The organism is Fictibacillus sp. NRS-1165 (assembly GCF_050468105.1).
GTDB lineage: Bacteria > Bacillota > Bacilli > Bacillales > Fictibacillaceae > Fictibacillus_C > Fictibacillus_C terrinigri.
The window spans coordinates 138,568-158,812 of record NZ_JBDPNU010000031.1 but is presented as its reverse complement, the minus strand read 5'-3'; the positions used below and the strand labels follow the sequence as shown (position 1 = coordinate 158,812).

Here is a 20,245-nt window from a genome sequence, read left to right as displayed (position 1 = left end):
GGTGTTTTTTTAGAAAAAACAAGGAGCTGATCCTATGAAACACTTACTAACGATGAAAGATCTGTCTGTGATCGAGATCGAACAGATCCTGCATGATGCACACGCGTTTGCCAAGGGAGAAAAATGGAAGCCTGAAGGCCAGACATTCGCAGCCAACCTGTTTTTTGAACCCAGTACGAGAACAAGAATGAGTTTTGAAGCTGCTGAACGAAAATTAGGGCTTGACGTACTGAATCTTGACTGTGGCTTTTCAAGCACATTGAAAGGGGAATCCCTGTACGACACAGTGAGAACGCTTGAAGAGGTCGGTGCTGCGGCAGCTGTCATCCGGCACAGCAAGGACCGGTATTTTGATGAACTGGCCGGCAGAGTAAGAATTCCGATCATCAACGCGGGGGACGGATGTGGAAACCATCCTACTCAGTCTTTGCTGGACTTGCTGACCATCCAGCAGGAATTTATTGTCCTCCAAGGATTAAAGGTAGTGATTGTTGGAGACATCCGGCATAGCCGCGTTGCAAAATCGAATGCCGAAATCCTTGACCGGCTGGGCGCAAAAGTAGCCTTTTCCGGTCCAAAAGAATGGTATGACGAGGAAACGGCTGAAAATCGTTACCTAACCATGAATGAAGCCGTTGAAACAGCAGATGTCCTCATGCTTCTCAGAATTCAGCATGAACGCCATGAAAGCAAAAGCGGAATGACTTCAGAACTGTATCATAACCGTTACGGTCTCACTGTGGAACGTGAAAAAATAATGAAAGACCACGCGATCATCATGCATCCGGCTCCTGTAAACCGGGGGGTGGAAATAGCGGATGAACTTGTGGAATGCAGTCGTTCGCGCATCTTTAAGCAGATGAACAATGGTGTGTTTATCAGAATGGCAGTCCTCAAATGGGCGCTGGAAACCAATTCAAAGGAGGAAGTTCAAAATGGGCATCTTGTTAAAGGGTGGTAAAGTACTTACAGGAAATAACGAACAAATGGTACAGGATATTTTGATCGAGGGGAAAAGGATCTCTGATTTGGGGAATCTGATTCCAGAAGAAGGCCATAACGTGATTGATGTCTCAGGTAGACTGATCACTCCAGGGCTGATCGATCTGCATATTCATTTGCGTGAGCCTGGCGGTGAACATAAAGAAACGATTGAAACGGGAACAAGAGCCGCAGCGAGAGGCGGGTTTACGACAGTTGCCGCCATGCCAAACACCAAACCGGTACCGGACAATGCGGAACAGATTCAATGGGTGAATGAAAAGATCAAAGAAACAGCTTCTGTCCGAGTGCTGCCTTATGCTTCGATTACAATCAGGCAAGCAGGCAAGGAACTTACCGATTTTGAAGCATTAAAACAGAATGGTGCATTTGCCTTCACTGATGACGGGGTGGGAGTTCAGTCAGCCGACATGATGCTGCAGGCGATGACGAAGGCCAAACAGAATGAGGCAGTCATTGTTGCTCACTGTGAAGAAAATACACTGATCCACAAAGGCTCGGTACATAAAGGAGCTTTTGCCCAAACCCATGGATTAAATGGAATACCTTCCGTATGTGAAGCGGTACAGATCGCAAGGGATGTTCTCCTCGCTGAGGCAACAGGAGCGCGTTACCACGTCTGCCATGTAAGCACGAAGGAATCCGTCCGTGTGATTAAAGATGCGAAAGCTGCTGGGATTAAAGTAACGGCTGAAGTCACACCACATCACTTGCTGCTGTGTGATGAAGATATTCCTGGATTGGACACCAACTATAAAATGAATCCTCCTCTTAGAGGGAGTGACGACAGAAAAGCGCTGATCGAAGCGTTTAAATCCGGAATTATCGATTTTCTCGCGACTGACCACGCGCCTCACAGCAAGGATGAGAAAGACCAGGGAATGGAGCTGGCTCCGTTCGGCATCGTCGGCCTGGAGACAGCCTTCCCGCTGCTTTATACCAACCTTGTTCAAACCGGGGTGATGACGCTGCAAGAGCTGGTTGACGGTTTTACACGTAAGCCTGCTGAAGCGTTTGAGCTTCCATATGGAACATTAGAGCTTGGAGCAGTTGCCGACTTGACGGTCATCGACTTAGAGCATGAAGAAAAAATTGATCCAGACCGGTTTGCATCAAAAGGTAAGAATACGCCGTTTTCCGGATGGAGCTGTAAAGGCTGGCCCGTACTGACATTTGTAGAAGGAAGCATTAAGTATGAAAAGGAGAGTGTGAACGCATGAAACGGATTCTTATTTTAGAAGACGGCACCGAATTTCATGGTGAAGGATTTGGGAGTGCAGAGGAAAAAGATGGCGAAGTAGTCTTCAATACAGGGATGACAGGATATCAGGAGATCTTGTCCGATCCTTCCTACTGCGGACAGATCGTAACACTGACCTACCCGCTGATCGGAAATTATGGTGTCAACCGCCAGGATTTTGAATCCATCTCTCCAGCCATTCATGGACTGATCGTGAATGAAGCATGTGCACTGCCGAGCCACTACCAGTCACTTGGAACGCTTGATGAACTTTTAAAAGCTAAAAACATACCGGGATTAATGGGGATTGACACTAGAAAACTCACCCGGTTAATCCGAAAACACGGGACCCTAAGAGGTAAGATCGTTTCAGCTGATTCTGATACTTGTGCCATTGTAGAGGAGCTTAAAAATGCCCCGCTCAGAACCGACCATGTTCAATCGGTTTCAACGAGAACTCCTTATCATCTGCCGAATACAGGACGAAGGGTAGTTGTTGTGGATTATGGCGCAAAAAGCGGAATCTTGAGAGAATTATCACAGCGCAGCTGCGATGTGATCGTAGTTCCTTACAATACAAGAGCAGAAGAGATTATACTGCTTAATCCGGATGGCATCCTTTTAAGCAATGGCCCCGGGAATCCGAAAGATGTACCGGAAGCCCTCGGAATGATCAACACCATTCTTGAAGAGGAAATTCCGCTGTTTGGAATCTGTCTCGGACACCAGCTGTTCGCACTGGCCATTGGTGCAAATACAGAAAAACTGAAATTTGGACACCGCGGATCCAACCATCCTGTTAAAGATCTTCAGACAGGCAAAATAGAACTGACGGCACAGAACCATGGGTATACCGTCAGCCCGGAAACGCTCGAAGGAACAGAGCTTGAGTTAACGCATATTGCTGTAAATGACGGAACAGTCGAAGGGTTGGGACATAAAGTGAAACCTGCATTTTCTGTCCAATACCATCCTGAAGCCTCACCGGGGCCGATGGATGCCAATCCGCTATTTGAAAAGTTCATGAACATGATGGAAACCGCTAAGGAAGAGGGGAAAGAAATATGCCTAAACGCTTAGATATTAAAAAAATACTTGTAATCGGATCAGGTCCGATTGTCATCGGACAAGCTGCAGAATTCGACTATGCCGGCACACAGGCTTGCCAGGCATTAAAGGAAGAAGGCTATGAGGTAATCCTTGTCAATTCCAATCCGGCAACAATTATGACCGATACTTCTATCGCAGACAAAGTTTTCATCGAACCGCTTACCGTTCCTTTCGTCAGCAGGATTATCCGGCAGGAACGCCCTGACGGACTTCTTGCGACGCTTGGAGGTCAAACAGGGCTTAACCTGGCTGTCGAACTGTCTGAGAGCGGAATTCTTGAAGAATGCTCTGTTGAACTGCTTGGAACGACATTGACAAGCATTCAGCAGGCGGAAGATCGTGAACTTTTCAGAACGCTGATGAACGAATTAAACGAACCGGTTCCTGAGAGTGAAATCATCCGTTCGTATGAGGAGGCAGTCGCTTTTACTGCTGAAGTTGGCTATCCGGTAATCATCCGCCCTGCGTTCACGCTTGGCGGGACAGGCGGCGGAATTGCCGGAAATGAAGAAGAATTAAAGGAGATCGTAACGAGCGGGCTCCTGGCAAGCCCTGTACACCAGGTGTTGCTTGAAAAGAGCATCGCAGGCTTTAAAGAGATCGAATATGAAGTGATGCGGGACAGCAATGATACGTCCATTGTGGTCTGCAACATGGAGAACATCGACCCTGTTGGAATCCATACGGGTGATTCTATTGTAGTAGCACCAAGCCAGACACTAAGTGACAGAGATTACCAGCTTTTAAGAAACGCGTCCCTAAAGATCATTCGTGCTTTGAAGATCGAGGGCGGCTGCAATGTACAGCTTGCTCTTGATCCAGACAGCAGCAGCTATTACATCATTGAAGTAAATCCGAGGGTCAGCCGGTCATCGGCGCTCGCATCAAAAGCTACAGGCTATCCAATCGCCAAAATCGCAGCGAAAATCGCTGTCGGATATACACTTGATGAAATTAAAAACCCAGTAACCGGCTCTACCTATGCCAGTTTTGAACCAGCGCTCGATTATATCGTGACAAAGATTCCTCGCTGGCCGTTCGATAAGTTCGAAGGAGCCAACCGTAAGCTCGGTACTCAAATGAAAGCTACCGGAGAGGTCATGGCCATCGGAAGAAATCTGGAAGAGTCGTTGCTGAAAGCGGTCCGATCCCTCGAAACGAAGTGCTATCATCTTGAAATCAGCAACCCTAAGCAGACTAGAGAGGAACTGATTCCGGTGCTCGCAACCGCCGACGATGAGCGTTTATATCATATCGCACAAGCCTTAAGGATCGGAATGACAGTAAGGGAAATCTGGGAGATTACAAAAATTGATGTCTTCTTCCTGGAGAAGATCAAAGGGATCATCGACCTCGAACAGAAGGTTCTTAACAACGTTGGAGATCTCGGCCTGCTGCGTTCTGCAAAAGAAAAAGGCTTCAGTGATGTATGGCTGTCTAAAGCGTGGAACATGGCGGAAAAGGATCTTTATGACCTTCGATCGGAGAAGAACATCAAGCCCGTTTATAAGATGGTGGACACTTGCGCGGCTGAGTTCGAGTCTGAAACACCGTATTACTATGGGACGTATGCTGAGGAAAACGAATCGTTGCGAACAGAAAAAGAAAGTGTGCTCGTACTTGGTTCCGGCCCCATTCGGATCGGGCAAGGCATTGAGTTTGACTATGCGACGGTGCATACGGTTTGGGCGATCAAAGAAGCGGGCTATGAAGCGATTATTATCAACAATAATCCAGAAACGGTGTCGACAGATTTCAGCACGTCTGACAAACTGTATTTTGAGCCATTAACCGTAGAAGAAGTGATGCATGTCATCGATCAAGAGAAGCCAAAAGGAGTCATTGTCCAGTTTGGCGGCCAGACAGCGATCAATCTTGCGGATGCTCTGCATGAGCGGGGAGTAGCCATCCTTGGAACCTCACTTGACAACATGGACAGAGCAGAAGACAGAGACCGTTTTGAACAGGCGATGAAAGAACTGAACATCCCTCAGCCTGATGGAGAAACCGCATTTTCTGTCAAAGAAGCACAAGTTATCGCAGAGAGAATCGGCTACCCGGTCCTCGTAAGGCCGTCCTATGTTTTGGGAGGCAGGGCGATGGAGATCGTCTATAAGGAAAAAGAACTTCTTCAATACATGGAGAACGCTGTAAGGGTGAATCCTGAGCATCCTGTATTGATCGACCGTTATCTTGAGGGCAAGGAAGTAGAGGTTGACGCGATCTCTGACGGAAAGGATGTTTTCATCCCTGGAATCATGGAGCACATTGAACGTGCAGGCGTTCACTCTGGAGACTCCATTGCTGTCTACCCGCCTCAGCGATTAACGCCTGAACAGAAAGAAAAAATAATTGAACGAACGATTTCAATGGCAAGAGGTCTGGGGATCGTGGGTCTTCTTAACATCCAGTTCGTGCTGCATGGAGAAGAAGTCTATGTACTTGAAGTCAATCCAAGATCAAGCCGAACCGTTCCATTCTTGAGCAAGATTACTGGCATCCCGATGGCAAACCTGGCAACGAAGGTCATTCTTGGAACGTCATTAAGTGAGCTCGGCTATCCTACGGGCTACGCTCCTGAAAAACAAGAAGTATTCGTCAAAGTCCCTGTATTCTCCTTTGCGAAGCTCCGCAGAGTAGATACGTACCTTAGCCCGGAAATGAAATCCACCGGAGAAGTTATGGGAAGAGATAATACCCTTCAAAAAGCGTTGTATAAGGGATTAGTCGCTTCCGGAATGAAAATACCAACCTATGGATCTGTCCTCTTCACGGTGGCGGACAAGGACAAGCCTGAAGCTCTGCGTTTGATGAAGCGATTCTATGAAATCGGCTATACCATCATGGCTACTGAGGGTACAGCCAAATATCTCGAAGAACAAAAGATTCCTGTTACTGTCGTCCATAAAATCGGCAGCCGGGAAAGAAACCTTCTGGACATCATCCGTCAAGGGGAAGCACAATTTGTCGTCAATACATTAACGAAAGGAAAAATGCCTGCACGTGATGGCTTCAGGATCAGAAGGGAATCCTCCGAGAACGGCGTCGTGTGCTTAACGAGCCTGGATACCGCTGAAGCTTTGCTTGAAGTGTTGGAATCTTTAACCTTTACAGCGAGACAGATGCCTGCCTTTGAAAAGGATCGTGTTTTAGTATGAGAAAAGAGATGGTAAGTGTAGTTTCCCAAAAAGAAATCGCCCGAAATATTTTTGAACTGAAAGTAAAGGGGGATGTCGTATCAGATATGACATCTCCGGGCCAGTTCGTCCATATGAGAGTGAGCGACTCCTTCCAGCCGCTCCTTAGAAGACCGATCTCGATCTGTGACGTGGATCTGACAAGCCGAACACTGACAATGCTCTATCGAAAAGAAGGAGCAGGTACCTCGCTGCTCAGTGAAAAAAAAGACGGGGACATGATTGACCTGCTCGGACCATTGGGCAACGGGTTCCCTCTTGACGCACTTGCAGAAGGCAAGACAGCACTTCTTGTCGGAGGAGGAATCGGAGTGCCTCCATTGTATTACCTGGCGAAACAATTACAAAAGCGGGGGATCAAGGTCATCTCCGTCCTCGGCTTCCAATCTTTCGAAGACGCCTTTTACAAAGAAAAATTTGAAGCGGTGGGTGAAGTTTTCATATCGACTGTAGATGGATCTCAAGGGTGTAAAGGATTCGTGACGGACGTCATTAAAAGCCATTCGTTTACCTATGATTTGCTGTATTCCTGCGGACCGTCTGTCATGCTTAAAGCACTGGAGCAGCAGGTTCCGTCGGCCAGCGGATACTTCTCTTTGGAAGAGCGGATGGGGTGCGGCATCGGAGCATGTTTTGCCTGTGTCTGCCATGTGAACGGAGGGCTTCCTTCTGACTATGTAAAAGTCTGCAGCAACGGTCCGGTATTTCCAATCGGTGAGGTGGTATTATGAACAGGCTGTCAATAAGTCTTCCTGGTCTTGAGATGAAGAATCCGATCATGCCCGCTTCCGGCTGTTTTGGATTCGGCCGTGAATATGCGGGGTTTTATGATCTGTCGGTTCTTGGGGCTGCTGCCATTAAAGCAGCCACCGCCGAAGCAAGGTTTGGCAACCCCACTCCGCGGGTGGCGGAAACCCATAGCGGGATGCTAAATGCGATAGGATTGCAGAATCCCGGGGTAGACAAGATCATGGAGAAGGAGCTGCCGTTCCTTAAATCCTACAACATTCCGATCGTTGCCAATATCGCAGGATCCAGGGATGAGGATTATTGTGAAGTGGCAAGAAAACTTTCTTCCCATCCCCAAGTTTCTGTACTGGAGCTGAACATATCGTGTCCGAATGTAAAAGAAGGCGGGATCCAGTTTGGAACCGATCCAAAAACAGCAGCGGAGCTTACAAAAAAAGTGAAATCCGTTTCGTCCAAACCGGTCTACGTCAAACTGTCTCCTAACGTGTCCAATATTTCGGAGATGGCAAAAGCGGTCGAAGAAGCAGGGGCGGACGGACTTTCCATGATCAATACTCTTCTTGGGATGAGGATTGATCTGAAAACGAGGAAACCCATACTCGCCAACAAAACGGGGGGCTTATCCGGACCTGCGATAAAACCGGTTGCCATCCGAATGATTCATGAGGTGAGCCAGGCCGTCTCTATCCCGATCATCGGCATGGGGGGAGTAACCTGCGCTGAAGATGTGATCGAATTTATGCTTGCGGGTGCCTCCGCAGTTGCGATTGGAACAGCGAACTTTGTGGATCCGCTGATCTGTCCGGATATTATCTCTAAATTGCCGGAGCTGCTTGATCATATGAACGTGAACCATATCAGTGAATTAATCGGAGGGAGCTGGAAGGAATGCGAAGTCCCATCATTATCGCGCTAGATTTTCCTGGAAAAAAAGAAGTTGAATCATTCATTGAGCCTTTTGAGGGACAGCCAGTCTGGGTAAAGGTCGGGATGGAACTGTTCTATGAGGTAGGGCCGGATTTGATCTCCATCTTAAAAGAAAAACAGTTTAAGATCTTTCTTGATCTTAAGCTCCATGACATCCCGACAACCGTGCACAAAGCGATGAAACGAATCGCCGGTTTGGAAGCCGATATGGTTAATGTTCATGCAGCGGGCGGAACAGCTATGATGAAAGCGGCCATTGAAGGCCTGAATGAGGGAACAAGAAATGAAAAAAGGCCGCTCTGCATTGGTGTGACCCAGCTGACAAGCACATCGTCTCAAATGCTGAGGGATGAACTGCTCATCCATGAACCGATGCAGAATACGGTCAGCCATTATGCGTCCCTTGCCAGGGATAGCGGCCTTGATGGAGTAGTATGTTCCCCTCTTGAAGTGCCGCAGATCAAGAAGGTATGCGGAAGCGCTTTTCTAGCCGTAACACCTGGAATCAGGCTTGCGGGTGATGATAAGAACGATCAAAAAAGAACGGCCGATCCAGCGGCTGCCCAACAGCTCGGATCCGATTTTATCGTAGTGGGAAGAAGCATTACTCAATCTCTTGATCCATTGCAAACCTATCTAAACATCGAAAAAGAATGGGGGCTTCAACATGAAACAACAAATAGCTAAAGATCTGCTCTCTATCGAAGCGGTAACTCTTTCGGTAGAACATCCGTATACATGGTCTTCCGGAATGAAATCTCCCATCTATTGCGACAACCGCCTGACTCTGTCCTATCCGGAAGTCCGCAGCAGAATTGCGGAAGGATTAAAAGAACTCGTCCTGAATCATTATCCGGACGCGGACATGATTGCGGGAACAGCGACTGCCGGCATTCCTCATGCGGCTTTGCTTGCAGACCGCCTAAGCCTGCCTATGAGCTATGTGCGCAGCAGCGCAAAGTCCCATGGAAAAGGCAAGCAGATTGAGGGAAAAGCGGAAGCTTCCATGAATGTCGTTGTTGTTGAAGACTTGATCTCAACGGGTGGAAGTGTTATTTCTGCAGTGAAGGCATTAAGAGATGCAGGCTGCAATGTTCTTGGTGTAGTGGCTGTTTTTTCCTATGAACTCGTGAAAGGTTTTGACAACCTTGCTGATCATAAAATAAACGTGCAAACTCTAACCGATTTTAGTACATTAATAGAAACAGCCTCGGTGGAAGGCTATATTTCTAAAAAGGATCTCTCGCATTTGCTGCGCTGGAAGGAAAATCCGGAAAACTGGCTTCAAAACGCATAGCGAGATTGCGGAAGGAGCGCTTCTTTTATGAGGAAGATGAACGGTGAAGAGTTTGATGAATTGGTAGCTTTTTTTGATGGGATGGCACGTACGTCCTGGCTTGGCGAAGTCCATGATCAATTAAAAGAAAAAACCGGTTCCTGGAAAGATAAAAAAGTTTTGGATGTCGGCTGCGGGACAGGAAGGCTGCTGCTCCGCGGAGCTGACGAAGCGACCCAGCTTACAGGTGTTGACCTCTCATCCGAGATGATTATAGCAAGTGCTCAAAATTTCTTTTTTCATAACCGAAGTGAAAAGGGTGAATTCGTAGTCGGTGATGCGTGTGACTTGCCGTTTACCGATGATCGTTTTGATGTGGCGCTGTCTACATGTGTAATGTTCCTGCTTCCAGAGCCTGACAAAGGGATTCAAGAGATGATCAGGGTTCTAGGAAACGGCGGGGTGCTTGGCATGCTGAACCCATCTTCGAAGATGAGTCAAATGGAAGCCTTCCGCTTTTGCAAGGATCATGGCATTTCAGGTTTTGAGCAGACAGCTATGCTGAAATGGGCGAATGTCTCTACCCGAAGGCATCGCTATACTTCGGATGAACTGACAACCCTTCTGCAGGGCCTCAGTATGAAGGAAGTTACTCACTATGAGGTACTTGATGGGTTGGCAATCATTACAACAGCAAAAAAATAACCAGGCACACCTGGTTATTTTTTTAATTTTAACAGCTGATCTTCGTCCGGGGTAACATAGAGGGTCTGCTGCTGATCATAGATAACGAAGCCCGGTTTTGCACCTGATGGCTTTTTCACATGCCGGATCAGCGTGTAATCAACCGGAACGGAGCCGGAATGCCTGGCTTTGCTGAAGTAAGCGGCTAGCCCGGCAGCTTCCAAAAGAGCCGTTTCACTGATTTCTTCGCTTTTTATAACCACATGGGAACCTGGGATGTCTTTCGTATGAAGCCACGTTTCATTTTGCCGTGAAGCTTTAAACGTAAGATAATCATTCTGTTTATTATTTTTGCCGACGAGGATGGTCAAGCCGTCTGTGGATTGGTACGTTTCCAGCACAGGCTTCTCATTTTTTTTTGCTTTCTGCTGTTTTCGTCTTTTGACATAGCCCTGCTCTTCCAGTTCTTCTCTGATGCCGGCCACATCTCTGACAGAAGCAGATTCCATCTGCTGGATCAAACTTTCAAAATACAGAAGGTCTTCACTCGCTTTTTTCAGCTGTTCATCAATAAAAGCCACTGAATTTTTCAGCTTATTGTACTTTTTAAAATAGGCTTGTGCGTTCTCAGATGGGCCTTTCAACGGATCCAGCTGAATTTCCAGCTGTTGCTGATCCTCCTCGTAAAAATTCGTTACTTCAATTTTCTTCTGTCCTTTTTTCACCATATAAAGATGAGCGGTCAACAGTTCTCCCAGCACTTTAAACTTTTCGGCTTTTTCGGTGTCGGCGAGTGATGCTTTCAGCTTCTTAATTTTTTTTGCTATTTTTTCATGTTCGTTATGCAGCAATTTTTCCAAATCTGCGGCTTGCTGTTTTACTCTGTCCCGTTCGGCCTTGCCATAATAAAAGCGGTCAAGAAGCTCTCCCACTGTTGGAAATTCCTTCTTTTCCCCTTTTAAGTGAGTGAGATCAGTAACAGAAAAGTATTCTTTCCCATCGGCAAAGACCATCTGCGGGGTATAATGACCGCTCTGAAACTTCTCCATCATATCGGTAAATGATGCAGAGAGGGAATCTTTCGTGGCCAGTCCGGCCCGGAAGGTGATCTCCCTGCCGATGAGCGGAGAGATTCCACTGTAATGCTGTACGATCTGCCGGTCAACCTTTCCTTCGTTCCATTTTATTTTCCGGATGAAACCTTCTGCCGTTTCTGTGAGCGGAGATTGTTTTTCCTGGGGTGGAGGAGATACGTATGTTTGCCCGGGCAGCAGTGTTCTGTATCGATTCAGTGAAGGAGGGATGTGCTTGATGCAGTCAACAATCGCACCGTTCTTATCTTCTACCAGAATAATATTGCTGTGGCGTCCCATAATTTCGATGATCAGCGTTTTATAGGCGATATCACCGATTTCATCTCTGTTTTTTACTTTGATGTGGATGATCCTTTCCAGATCGATCTGTTCGATCGACTGGATTACAGCACCTTCCATATGCTTTCTCAGGAGCATGCAGAACATGGGAGGGACCGAAGGATGATCATACGTCTTTGCCGTCAGCTGTACCCTGCTGAATGACGGATTAGCCGATAGCAATAGTTTATGGTTTTTTCCGCCTGCTCTTATCGTAAACAGCAGGTCAGTTTTGTCAGGCTGATAAATTTTTGTGATTTTTCCGGATTGCAGTGTATTTTTTATTTCCGCTGTTGCTGCTCTAGTAACGATTCCATCAAAACTCATAGTTTCACCTCTGTTTCTCTCTTCATCAGTATAGCATTATTGAGGACATGCCTGCATATAAATGGCTATATACGTTATAAGGCAGAGGTGGAGAAATGAATTGGTATGAGCTATCGAAGGAAGATGTTGAACGCCTGACCAACAGCAGCCTGCAGAAAGGCCTTAGTGAAAAGGAAAGCCAGAAAAAGCTGAAGGCAGCAGGTTATAATCAGCTTCAGGAAGGAAAGAAACCGTCGTCGATTCTCGTTTTTTTCGCACAGTTCAAAGATTTCATGGTGCTCGTTCTTTTAGCCGCCACATTATTATCAGGCCTGCTTGGTGAGTACCTTGATGCGATTGCGATTATTCTCATCGTGATCATGAATGGAATTTTAGGATTTATTCAGGAAAGGAAAGCGGAAAAGTCGCTTTCCGCATTGCGTGAATTGTCTGCTCCTTCTGCACTTGTGATGAGAAACAGCAGCTGGGTATCGATTTCTGCGAAAGAGCTCGTTCCTGGCGACGTCATAAAACTTTCTGCTGGAGACCGGGTCGGTGCAGACATACGGATGGTCTCGGCAAGGGGCCTATATATTGAGGAATCTGCCCTGACCGGGGAATCCGTTCCTGTCCAAAAACGCGGAGATGCTTTACATGGAAGCGGTTTGCCGATTGGAGACCAGGCCAACATGGCTTTCATGGGAACGATGGTAACAAGAGGCAGCGGAACGGGTATCGTTATTGCTACCGGAATGAAAACAGAGATGGGAAAAATCGCTCATTTGATTCAGAATGCCGATACACTTGCAACACCCCTTCAGCTTAAACTAGAGCAGCTGGGCAAAATCTTAATCGGCATTGCTCTCCTGTTGACCGTACTCGTCGTTGCGACGGGAGTTTACAGGGGACATGACTTGTACAGCATGGTGCTTGCAGGCGTATCGCTTGCAGTTGCGGCCATACCTGAAGGGCTTCCTGCGATCGTAACGATCGCCCTCGCACTCGGCGTCCAGAAGATGATTAAGCGGAGAGCCATCGTAAGAAAGCTTCCTTCTGTTGAAACACTGGGCTGTGCGACTGTCATCTGCTCCGATAAAACCGGAACGTTGACTCAGAATAAAATGACAGTGACTCATCTGTGGAGTGAAGGGACGACCTGGTATGTAACGGGCAGCGGTTATGATACCGCGGGAGATTTTATGAGAAACGGCCAAAAAGCAAGAGTCGATCAGTTTGAAGGACTTCTTCAGCTCCTCTCTTACGGGGCGATCTGCAACCATGCAGAGATGACAGATACAGGCAGCATCATGGGAGACCCTACAGAAGCTGCTTTATTGATCAGTGCAGCAAAAGCAGGTTTGAAGAAAGAAAACATTCTCCGTTCGGTCGAAATTATGGACGAGGTTCCGTTCGACTCAACGAGAAAAATGATGAGTGTTATTGTCCGTAATCAAAGCGGTGAAATGTTTTTGATCACAAAAGGAGCACCTGATGTGCTGCTGGAAAAAAGTGATTATGTATTATGGGACGGCAAGCGGCAGCTCCTAAAACAGCAGCATACGGAACAGATCAAAGAGGCGATCATGGGGCTCGGAAGCCAGGCGCTGAGAACCATTGCTGTTGCCTATAAGCCCCTGCATGGGAAAGACAGGCCGACCGCAGGTCCGTCGGCAGAAAATCATCTCACATTCATCGGTCTTCAGGGAATGATTGACCCTCCTAGGGAAGAAGTGAAAGGCAGTATCGACCGATGTCATGAAGCAGGTATAAAAACGGTGATGATTACCGGTGACCATGTAGTGACCGCGAGTGCCATTGCCAGACAGCTGAACATCCTTCCTCAAGGGGGAAAAGTCATCGATGGAGCAGCTCTATCGGTCATGTCTGAAGATGATCTTGTAAGAGAGGTTGAGAATATCTATGTGTATGCAAGGGTCTCACCCGAGCATAAACTGAAAATCGTTAAAGCACTGCAAAAGAGAGGGCATATCGTGGCGATGACAGGGGATGGGGTGAATGATGCGCCCGCGATAAAATCTGCCAATATCGGCATAGCCATGGGGATAACAGGGACAGATGTAGCGAAGGAAGCTTCATCACTCGTTTTAAGTGATGATAATTTCTCAACCATTCGGGCAGCTATTGAAGAAGGAAGAAATATTTATGAAAACATCAGAAAGTTCATCCGTTATTTACTTGCTTCAAATGTAGGTGAAATCCTCGTCATGCTGTTCGCCATGATTTTATCCATGCCAATGCCGCTTGTGCCCATCCAGATTTTATGGGTGAACCTTGTGACTGACGGACTTCCGGCGATGGCGCTCGGTATTGATCCTGCGGAGGACAATGTGATGAAGCGCTCTCCGAGAAAGCCAAATGAAGGGGTATTCTCAAGAGGGCTGGGATGGAAGATTGTATCGAGGGGATTCCTCATTGGAATTGTAACCATACTCGCCTTCTGGACCGCTCTGCATGAACATCCCGATCAGCTGATGAAAGCACAGACTGTGGCTTTTTCGACATTGGTCATGGCCCAGCTGATCCATGTGTTTGACTGCAGAAGCGAGCGCTCTGTTCTGCACAGAAACCCATTTGGGAACATGGCATTGGTCTTAGCCGTTCTTTCTTCCGTGCTGCTTACGCTCGTGGTCATGTACATTACACCGCTCCAGGCCATTTTTCATACGGTTCCACTGTCCGGCCGTGATTGGATGCTTGTGCTGGGGATGGCTGCCATTCCTACATTTGCACTTACAGGGTTCCAAGCATTTAAAAAATTATAAACCGAAAGGGCAGAAACAAATCGGGAACAGTTTCTGCCCTTTTTTGTGTTCAGGGTTGTACAGACTGTTAAAATTGTTTAGAATAACGGAGGAATATGTTAAAATGATATAAATGTGCTGGGTACGGACATATCCATACATGTAATTAATTTGTACATAAATGATTATGATCTTGCTCGTTCTGGCTAGAATAGAACTACCAACGTTAGGAGCGGTTTTATACATGAAGCTAATCAATATTGGTTATGGAAACATTGTAGCAGCACACCGAATCATATCCGTGGTAAGCCCGGAATCAGCACCGATCAAACGCCTCATTACGATGGCAAGAGACGGAAATATGCTTATTGATGCCACATACGGCAGACGGACGAGGGCGGTCATCATTACGGACAGTGATCACGTTGTACTCTCTGCTGTTCAGCCTGAAACGGTGGCACAGCGGCTCCTCTCAATTGAAGAGGGAACGGAAGAAAGTTAAGTGGAGGTTAGTATGGATAGAGAACGGGGCATTTTGTTTGTGCTCTCCGGCCCTTCCGGAGTCGGAAAAGGAACCGTGTGCAAAGCGCTGAGAGCACAAAAGCTGGACATTCAGTATTCAGTTTCAGCGACGACCCGGAACCCACGGATTGGTGAGGTTCACGGAGTGGATTACTTCTTTAAGACAAAAGAAGAATTTCAACGCATGATTGAAAATAACGAACTGCTCGAATGGGCAGAATACGTCGGTAATTATTATGGCACTCCGATCGAGTATGTAAACCAGACACTGGATGAAGGGCGTGACGTTATTTTAGAGATCGAGGTTCAGGGAGCGCTTCAGGTTCGAAAGTCTTTTCCGGAAGGCGTTTTTATTTTCCTGACACCGCCTAGTCTCGAAGAGCTGCGCAGCCGCATTGTCGGCAGGGGGACAGAAACGGAAGATCTCATCAATAACCGAATGACAGTAGCCAGAGAAGAAATAGAAATGATGCAGCATTATGATTATTCCGTTGTTAATGACGAGATCAGCCAAGCCTGCAGCCGAATCCAGTCGATTATCACTTCTGAACACTGCAAGGTGGACCGTGTAACGAATCGTTATAAAAAATTACTGGGAGATGAATAAATATGCTTTATCCTTCAATTGATGCCCTTATGGACAAAATAGATTCCAAATATTCGCTTGTTACTCTTTCTTCAAAAAGAGCAAGAGAGATTCAGCGGAGCAACAACGGAATCGTAGAAAAGCCGGTTTCTCACAAGTTTGTCGGGAAAGCTTTGGAAGAGATTTACGCGGGTTACTTAATGCCAAAAACGTCTGACACTGAATGATGATCGATAACAACCTATGATGATAGGTTGTTATTTTTTTCAATTTAAACAGCAGTATGACAGATTAAGATAAATCATAATTATATTATGTAAACAAAATGGCAGGGGGGAGATCTCATTGGATCATTCAATGAAAAAGATATTGCTTTGTGTAACCGGAGGGATTGCAGCATACAAGGCTGCAACGATCGCAAGCCAGCTTTATCAGCTTGGATTTGACGTAAAGGTGATGATGTCAGAATCATCACAGAAATTTATTACACCATTGACACTGCAGACCTTATCCCGGAACGAAGTCTATACGGATACATTCGAAGAACGGAACCCGGCTGTTGTTGCCCACATTGACCTTGCAGATTGGGCAGATCTTGTTGTAGTGGCACCAGCAACTGCCAATTGCATCGGGAAGCTGGCAAATGGCATCGCTGACGACATGATTACAACAACGCTGCTGGCTACCAGAGCCCCAATCATGATTGCGCCTGCGATGAATGTTAACATGTATCAGCACCCTGCTGTACAGGCGAATATGCAGAAGCTCGCTGATTATGGTTACCGGTTCGTTGAGCCTGGAGAAGGGCTTCTCGCATGCGGCTATATCGGAAAAGGCAGACTGGCTGAGCCTGAAGAGATCATCGCCTGTATAAAGGATTTCACTGCAGGGCAGACCGATTTGCCTTTAGTAGGGAAAAGGGTATTGATCACAGCCGGCCCAACTAGAGAACAGGTGGATCCTGTTCGTTACTTTACGAATTATTCATCCGGGAAAATGGGTTATGCCATCGCAAGAGCGGCGGCGAGAATGGGTGCAGACGTTACCCTTGTCAGCGGACCGACTGCTCTTGAGAAGCCTGCAGGCGTACGTTTTGTTCCAGTCGAATCTACAGAGGAAATGTTTCAGGCGGTGATGAAAGAATATCAGGATATGGATCTTGTCATTAAATCCGCGGCTGTGGCAGATTATACACCGCGTATAAAATATGAAGAAAAAGTGAAGAAAAATAACGGCAGCTGGTTAGTGGAAATGGAGAAAACGACCGATATTCTATCTGTACTCGGAGAGAAAAAAGAGCAGCAAGTTCTTGTCGGGTTTGCGGCTGAAACCGGCGATCTTGAAAGGTATGCGCTTGACAAGATGAAGCGTAAAAATCTGGATATGATCGTTGCCAATAATGTGATTCAAGAAGGAGCCGGCTTCAGCGTCGATACAAACCGGGTAGTGATCTTTAAAAAGGATGGTTCTGCAAAGGAATATCCGCTCCTTTCCAAGGATAAAGTGGCAGAGGAAGTACTGTTGCAAGCGATGGAACTGATGCATTTATGATCGCCAAAGTAATTGTTGACGTACCGGCCAGCAGTGTAAACCGCACTTTTGATTATCTTGTTCCGGACGATTTAACAGATTCGGTAAAACCAGGTATGAGGGTTGCCGTTCCTTTCGGGCCAAGAAAGCTGCAGGGCTTCGTCATCGAGCTCACCGAAGAGGCCTCTGTTCAAAAATTAAAGAAGATCATTGAACTTTTGGATCCGGTTCCCGTTTTAACGGGAGAGCTGCTAACGCTCGGGCAATGGGTATCAGAGAAAACGCTCTGTTTTTTAATTACCGCCTATCAGGCAATGATTCCGGCCGCTTTAAAAGCCACTTACCAAAAAGAGTTTAGGCTGGTAGACGGAATAGGACTCGAGGATTTGCCGGATGAGGCGGGAGAATGGTTTAAATACCGGGAAAACATCCCTCTGGAAGACCTTATGAAAGTTTCTCCGACACCTCTTGCCCTCTTTCAAAAGCTGGTTCAGAAGAATTTTCTTGAAGTGATTTACAGGATGTCAGACAAAATTACGAAGAAAAGAATTAAAGTAGTACAGAGGCGGGGAACAGAAGAAGAAAGGGTTAAAGCTATTGAATCGCTGTCCACGCAGGCAGTAAAACAAAAAGAGATACTTTCCTTTCTTCATGGGTACGATCACCCGGTTGTATTAAAAGATCTTCTTGAAATGTTTGACACCACAAGGTCCACCGTCCAAGCTTTGGCTCGAAAAGGTTTAATCGAGATCTTGGAGAAAGAGATCTACAGAGACCCGTACGAAGACCGCGAATTCAAAAGAACGAAACCTCTTCCTCTGACCTTACAGCAGGAACAAAGTATTCAGCCTGTTTTGGCAGCACTTGAGGAAAAAAGGCATGAAACCTTTCTGCTTCACGGCGTCACGGGAAGCGGTAAAACTGAAATCTATCTGCAGAGTATTGACAGAGCGATTCGCATGGGGCAGGAAGCGATTGTTTTAGTGCCCGAGATCTCCCTCACCCCACAAATGGTCAACCGGTTTAAAGGCCGCTTTGGTTCCAGGGTTGCCGTTTTGCATAGTGCTCTTTCAGCCGGAGAAAAATACGATGAATGGCGAAAGATACAGAGAAAAGAAGTATCTGTTGTCGTTGGCGCCCGATCGGCAGTCTTTGCCCCGTTTGAAAATCTGGGTCTTATCATTATCGATGAGGAACATGAATCAAGCTACAAACAAGAGGAGAATCCACGCTATCATGCCCGTGATGTGGCTGTACAGCGTGGAGAGCATCATCGCTGCCCGGTTATTCTCGGAAGCGCCACACCGTCACTTGAATCTTATGCGAGAGCCCAAAAAGGCGTCTACACGCTTTGCGAATTAAGCGACAGAGTGAACAAACGGGATCTGCCTTCTGTTTCTGTAGTGGATATGCGGGAGGAACTAAGGGCCGGCAACCGCTCGATGTTTTCCCGTGAATTATTTGAGAAAATCAATGAGCGCCTTGAACGAGGAGAGCAATCCGTTCTATTTCTCAACCGCAGGGGCTATTCATCGTTCATTCTTTGCAGAGATTGCGGATATGTCGGAGAATGCCCGCATTGCGATATTTCTCTTACATACCATAAAAAGCAGCATCTTTTAAAATGCCATTATTGCGGACACCAGGAGCCGATGCCTTCCCGATGCCCCATGTGTGAAAGCCAGTACATTCGTTTTTTTGGCACAGGTACACAAAAGGTGGAAGAGGAGTTCACAAGGCTGATGCCTCACGCAAGAGTGATCAGGATGGATGTGGATACGACAGGGCGAAAAGGAAGCCATGAAAAGCTGCTTAACCAATTTGGCGAAGGAAAGGCTGACATTCTTCTAGGAACGCAGATGATCGCGAAGGGGCTTGATTTTCCAAAAGTAACATTGGTAGGGGTACTCGCTGCGGATACGATGCTTCACCTTCCCGATTTCAGGGCCTCAGAAAAAACGTTTCAGCTGCTCACCCAGGTGAGCGGAAGAGCAGGGCGCCACGAACTCTCGGGCGAGGTGGTCGTACAGAGCTATACCGTCGGCCACTACAGCATCGACCTCGCAGCAGACCATGACTATCATTCCTTCTACGAAACGGAAATGCGGATCAGGCGGGAGCACAAATATCCTCCTTATTATTATTTGTCTCTCCTGTCTTTTTCTCATACTGAACTGCTGAAGGCTGTAGACGCCAGTGAAAAATCAGCATCGTATCTTCGGCAGAAGGTGTCTCCTGGTACGATCATCCTCGGTCCGGTCGTCTCGCCGATCGCCCGTATTAAAGATAGATATCGCTATCAGGTAATGATAAAATACAAAAATGAACCGCGGCTGAGTGAACTGATCTCAGAGCTATTGCAGCATTTTCAGCATGAAATGGATGTGAACGGCCTGCAGATCTCAGTCGATATGAACGCACAAAACATTATGTAATTGTATAGATGGGAGAGAATGAGGATGGGAGTTAGGGAGATTGTATGCTATCCCAATAAAATTCTTGAGACGAAATGTGACCGTGTAACAGAATTCAACCAAAGCTTAAGCCGGCTTATCGACGATATGTTTGAAACGATGTATGAAGCGGAAGGAGTCGGCCTCGCTGCACCCCAGCTTGGAATCGGCAAACAGATCGCGGTTGTTGATGTTGGAGATGAAACAGGTAAAATCGAGCTGGTCAATCCTGTCATTGAAAGGATGGAAGGTGAACAGGATGGCCCAGAAGGATGTCTGAGCTTCCCTGGGATATTTGGGGATGTAAAACGCGCTCAAAAAGTAACAGTAACTGCGGAGGACAGGCATGGAAGGACATTCACGATTACAGCAGAAGACTTTCTTGCCCGGGCCCTTCAGCATGAGATCGACCATCTTAACGGAATTCTATTTACCTCTAAGGTCAGTTCGTATTATGAACCGGGAGAGTTTGAAAGGTAGGAATTACA

The 20,245-nt window shown here is 46.8% G+C and carries 17 protein-coding genes; 16 read left to right on the top strand and 1 reads right to left on the bottom strand.

Annotated features, from left to right (window positions below; all coding sequences use genetic code 11):
- Nucleotides 1-34: 34 nt before the first annotated feature.
- The 9 genes from ABHN01_RS15855 to ABHN01_RS15815 are packed head-to-tail and all read left to right on the top strand — an operon-like array spanning nucleotide 35 to nucleotide 10,207.
- Complete coding sequence (locus ABHN01_RS15855) at nucleotides 35-961, top strand: aspartate carbamoyltransferase catalytic subunit (RefSeq protein ID WP_429876328.1); 927 nt, start codon at nucleotides 35-37, stop codon at nucleotides 959-961.
- Nucleotides 936-2,222, top strand: coding sequence for a dihydroorotase (locus tag ABHN01_RS15850; protein WP_429876327.1), 1,287 nt, complete (start codon nucleotides 936-938; stop codon nucleotides 2,220-2,222). The genes ABHN01_RS15855 and ABHN01_RS15850 overlap by 26 nt, the downstream gene beginning before the upstream one ends.
- A complete protein-coding gene (locus ABHN01_RS15845) occupies nucleotides 2,219-3,322 on the top strand; it encodes a carbamoyl phosphate synthase small subunit (RefSeq protein WP_429876326.1) in 1,104 nt (367 codons plus the stop codon). The genes ABHN01_RS15850 and ABHN01_RS15845 overlap by 4 nt, the downstream gene beginning before the upstream one ends.
- Nucleotides 3,307-6,510: a carbamoyl-phosphate synthase large subunit gene (gene carB / locus ABHN01_RS15840; protein WP_429876325.1), complete on the top strand. Its 3,204-nt coding sequence runs from the start codon at nucleotides 3,307-3,309 to the stop codon at nucleotides 6,508-6,510. The genes ABHN01_RS15845 and carB overlap by 16 nt, the downstream gene beginning before the upstream one ends.
- Complete coding sequence (locus tag ABHN01_RS15835) at nucleotides 6,507-7,280, top strand: dihydroorotate dehydrogenase electron transfer subunit (RefSeq protein WP_429876324.1); 774 nt, start codon at nucleotides 6,507-6,509, stop codon at nucleotides 7,278-7,280. The genes carB and ABHN01_RS15835 overlap by 4 nt, the downstream gene beginning before the upstream one ends.
- Nucleotides 7,277-8,215, top strand: a complete 939-nt coding sequence (locus tag ABHN01_RS15830; protein ID WP_429876323.1) for a dihydroorotate dehydrogenase — start codon at nucleotides 7,277-7,279, stop codon at nucleotides 8,213-8,215. The genes ABHN01_RS15835 and ABHN01_RS15830 overlap by 4 nt, the downstream gene beginning before the upstream one ends.
- Nucleotides 8,188-8,913 (top strand): orotidine-5'-phosphate decarboxylase, encoded by a 726-nt coding sequence (gene pyrF, locus ABHN01_RS15825; RefSeq protein WP_429876322.1) that lies wholly within the window; start codon nucleotides 8,188-8,190, stop codon nucleotides 8,911-8,913. The genes ABHN01_RS15830 and pyrF overlap by 28 nt, the downstream gene beginning before the upstream one ends.
- Entirely contained in the window at nucleotides 8,894-9,523 is a 630-nt protein-coding gene (gene pyrE, locus ABHN01_RS15820) for an orotate phosphoribosyltransferase (RefSeq protein WP_429876321.1), read from the top strand. Before pyrF ends, pyrE begins: the two co-directional genes overlap by 20 nt.
- Nucleotides 9,524-9,550: 27 nt before the next feature.
- A complete protein-coding gene (locus ABHN01_RS15815) occupies nucleotides 9,551-10,207 on the top strand; it encodes a class I SAM-dependent methyltransferase (protein WP_429876320.1) in 657 nt (218 codons plus the stop codon).
- A gap of 14 nt (nucleotides 10,208-10,221) precedes the next feature.
- Here the strand turns inward: ABHN01_RS15815 and ABHN01_RS15810 are convergent, their stop codons facing one another.
- Nucleotides 10,222-11,925 (bottom strand): Rqc2 family fibronectin-binding protein, encoded by a 1,704-nt coding sequence (locus ABHN01_RS15810; RefSeq protein WP_429876319.1) that lies wholly within the window; start codon nucleotides 11,923-11,925, stop codon nucleotides 10,222-10,224.
- A gap of 95 nt (nucleotides 11,926-12,020) precedes the next feature.
- On the opposite strand from ABHN01_RS15810, the gene ABHN01_RS15805 reads away from it, so the two are divergent.
- The 7 genes from ABHN01_RS15805 (at nucleotide 12,021) to def (ending at nucleotide 20,237) form a co-directional block, all read left to right on the top strand.
- On the top strand, nucleotides 12,021-14,687 hold the full coding sequence (locus ABHN01_RS15805) for a calcium-translocating P-type ATPase, SERCA-type (RefSeq protein WP_429876318.1): 2,667 nt from the start codon (nucleotides 12,021-12,023) through the stop codon (nucleotides 14,685-14,687).
- 223 nt (nucleotides 14,688-14,910) lie between these two features.
- Nucleotides 14,911-15,168, top strand: a complete 258-nt coding sequence (remA, locus tag ABHN01_RS15800; protein WP_290399615.1) for an extracellular matrix/biofilm regulator RemA — start codon at nucleotides 14,911-14,913, stop codon at nucleotides 15,166-15,168.
- Nucleotides 15,169-15,180: 12 nt separating this feature from the next.
- Nucleotides 15,181-15,795 carry a guanylate kinase gene (gmk, locus tag ABHN01_RS15795; protein WP_429876317.1) on the top strand — a complete coding sequence of 205 codons (615 nt, stop codon included), beginning with the start codon at nucleotides 15,181-15,183 and terminating at the stop codon, nucleotides 15,793-15,795.
- A 2-nt stretch (nucleotides 15,796-15,797) separates the two neighbouring features.
- A complete protein-coding gene (gene rpoZ / locus ABHN01_RS15790) occupies nucleotides 15,798-16,001 on the top strand; it encodes a DNA-directed RNA polymerase subunit omega (RefSeq protein ID WP_290399613.1) in 204 nt (67 codons plus the stop codon).
- A gap of 130 nt (nucleotides 16,002-16,131) precedes the next feature.
- Entirely contained in the window at nucleotides 16,132-17,325 is a 1,194-nt protein-coding gene (gene coaBC, locus ABHN01_RS15785; RefSeq protein ID WP_429876348.1) for a bifunctional phosphopantothenoylcysteine decarboxylase/phosphopantothenate--cysteine ligase CoaBC, read from the top strand.
- Nucleotides 17,322-19,739 carry a primosomal protein N' gene (priA, locus tag ABHN01_RS15780; protein ID WP_429876316.1) on the top strand — a complete coding sequence of 806 codons (2,418 nt, stop codon included), beginning with the start codon at nucleotides 17,322-17,324 and terminating at the stop codon, nucleotides 19,737-19,739. Before coaBC ends, priA begins: the two co-directional genes overlap by 4 nt.
- A gap of 24 nt (nucleotides 19,740-19,763) precedes the next feature.
- Nucleotides 19,764-20,237 (top strand): peptide deformylase, encoded by a 474-nt coding sequence (gene def, locus ABHN01_RS15775; RefSeq protein WP_429876315.1) that lies wholly within the window; start codon nucleotides 19,764-19,766, stop codon nucleotides 20,235-20,237.
- The last annotated feature ends 8 nt before the right edge of the window (nucleotides 20,238-20,245 follow it).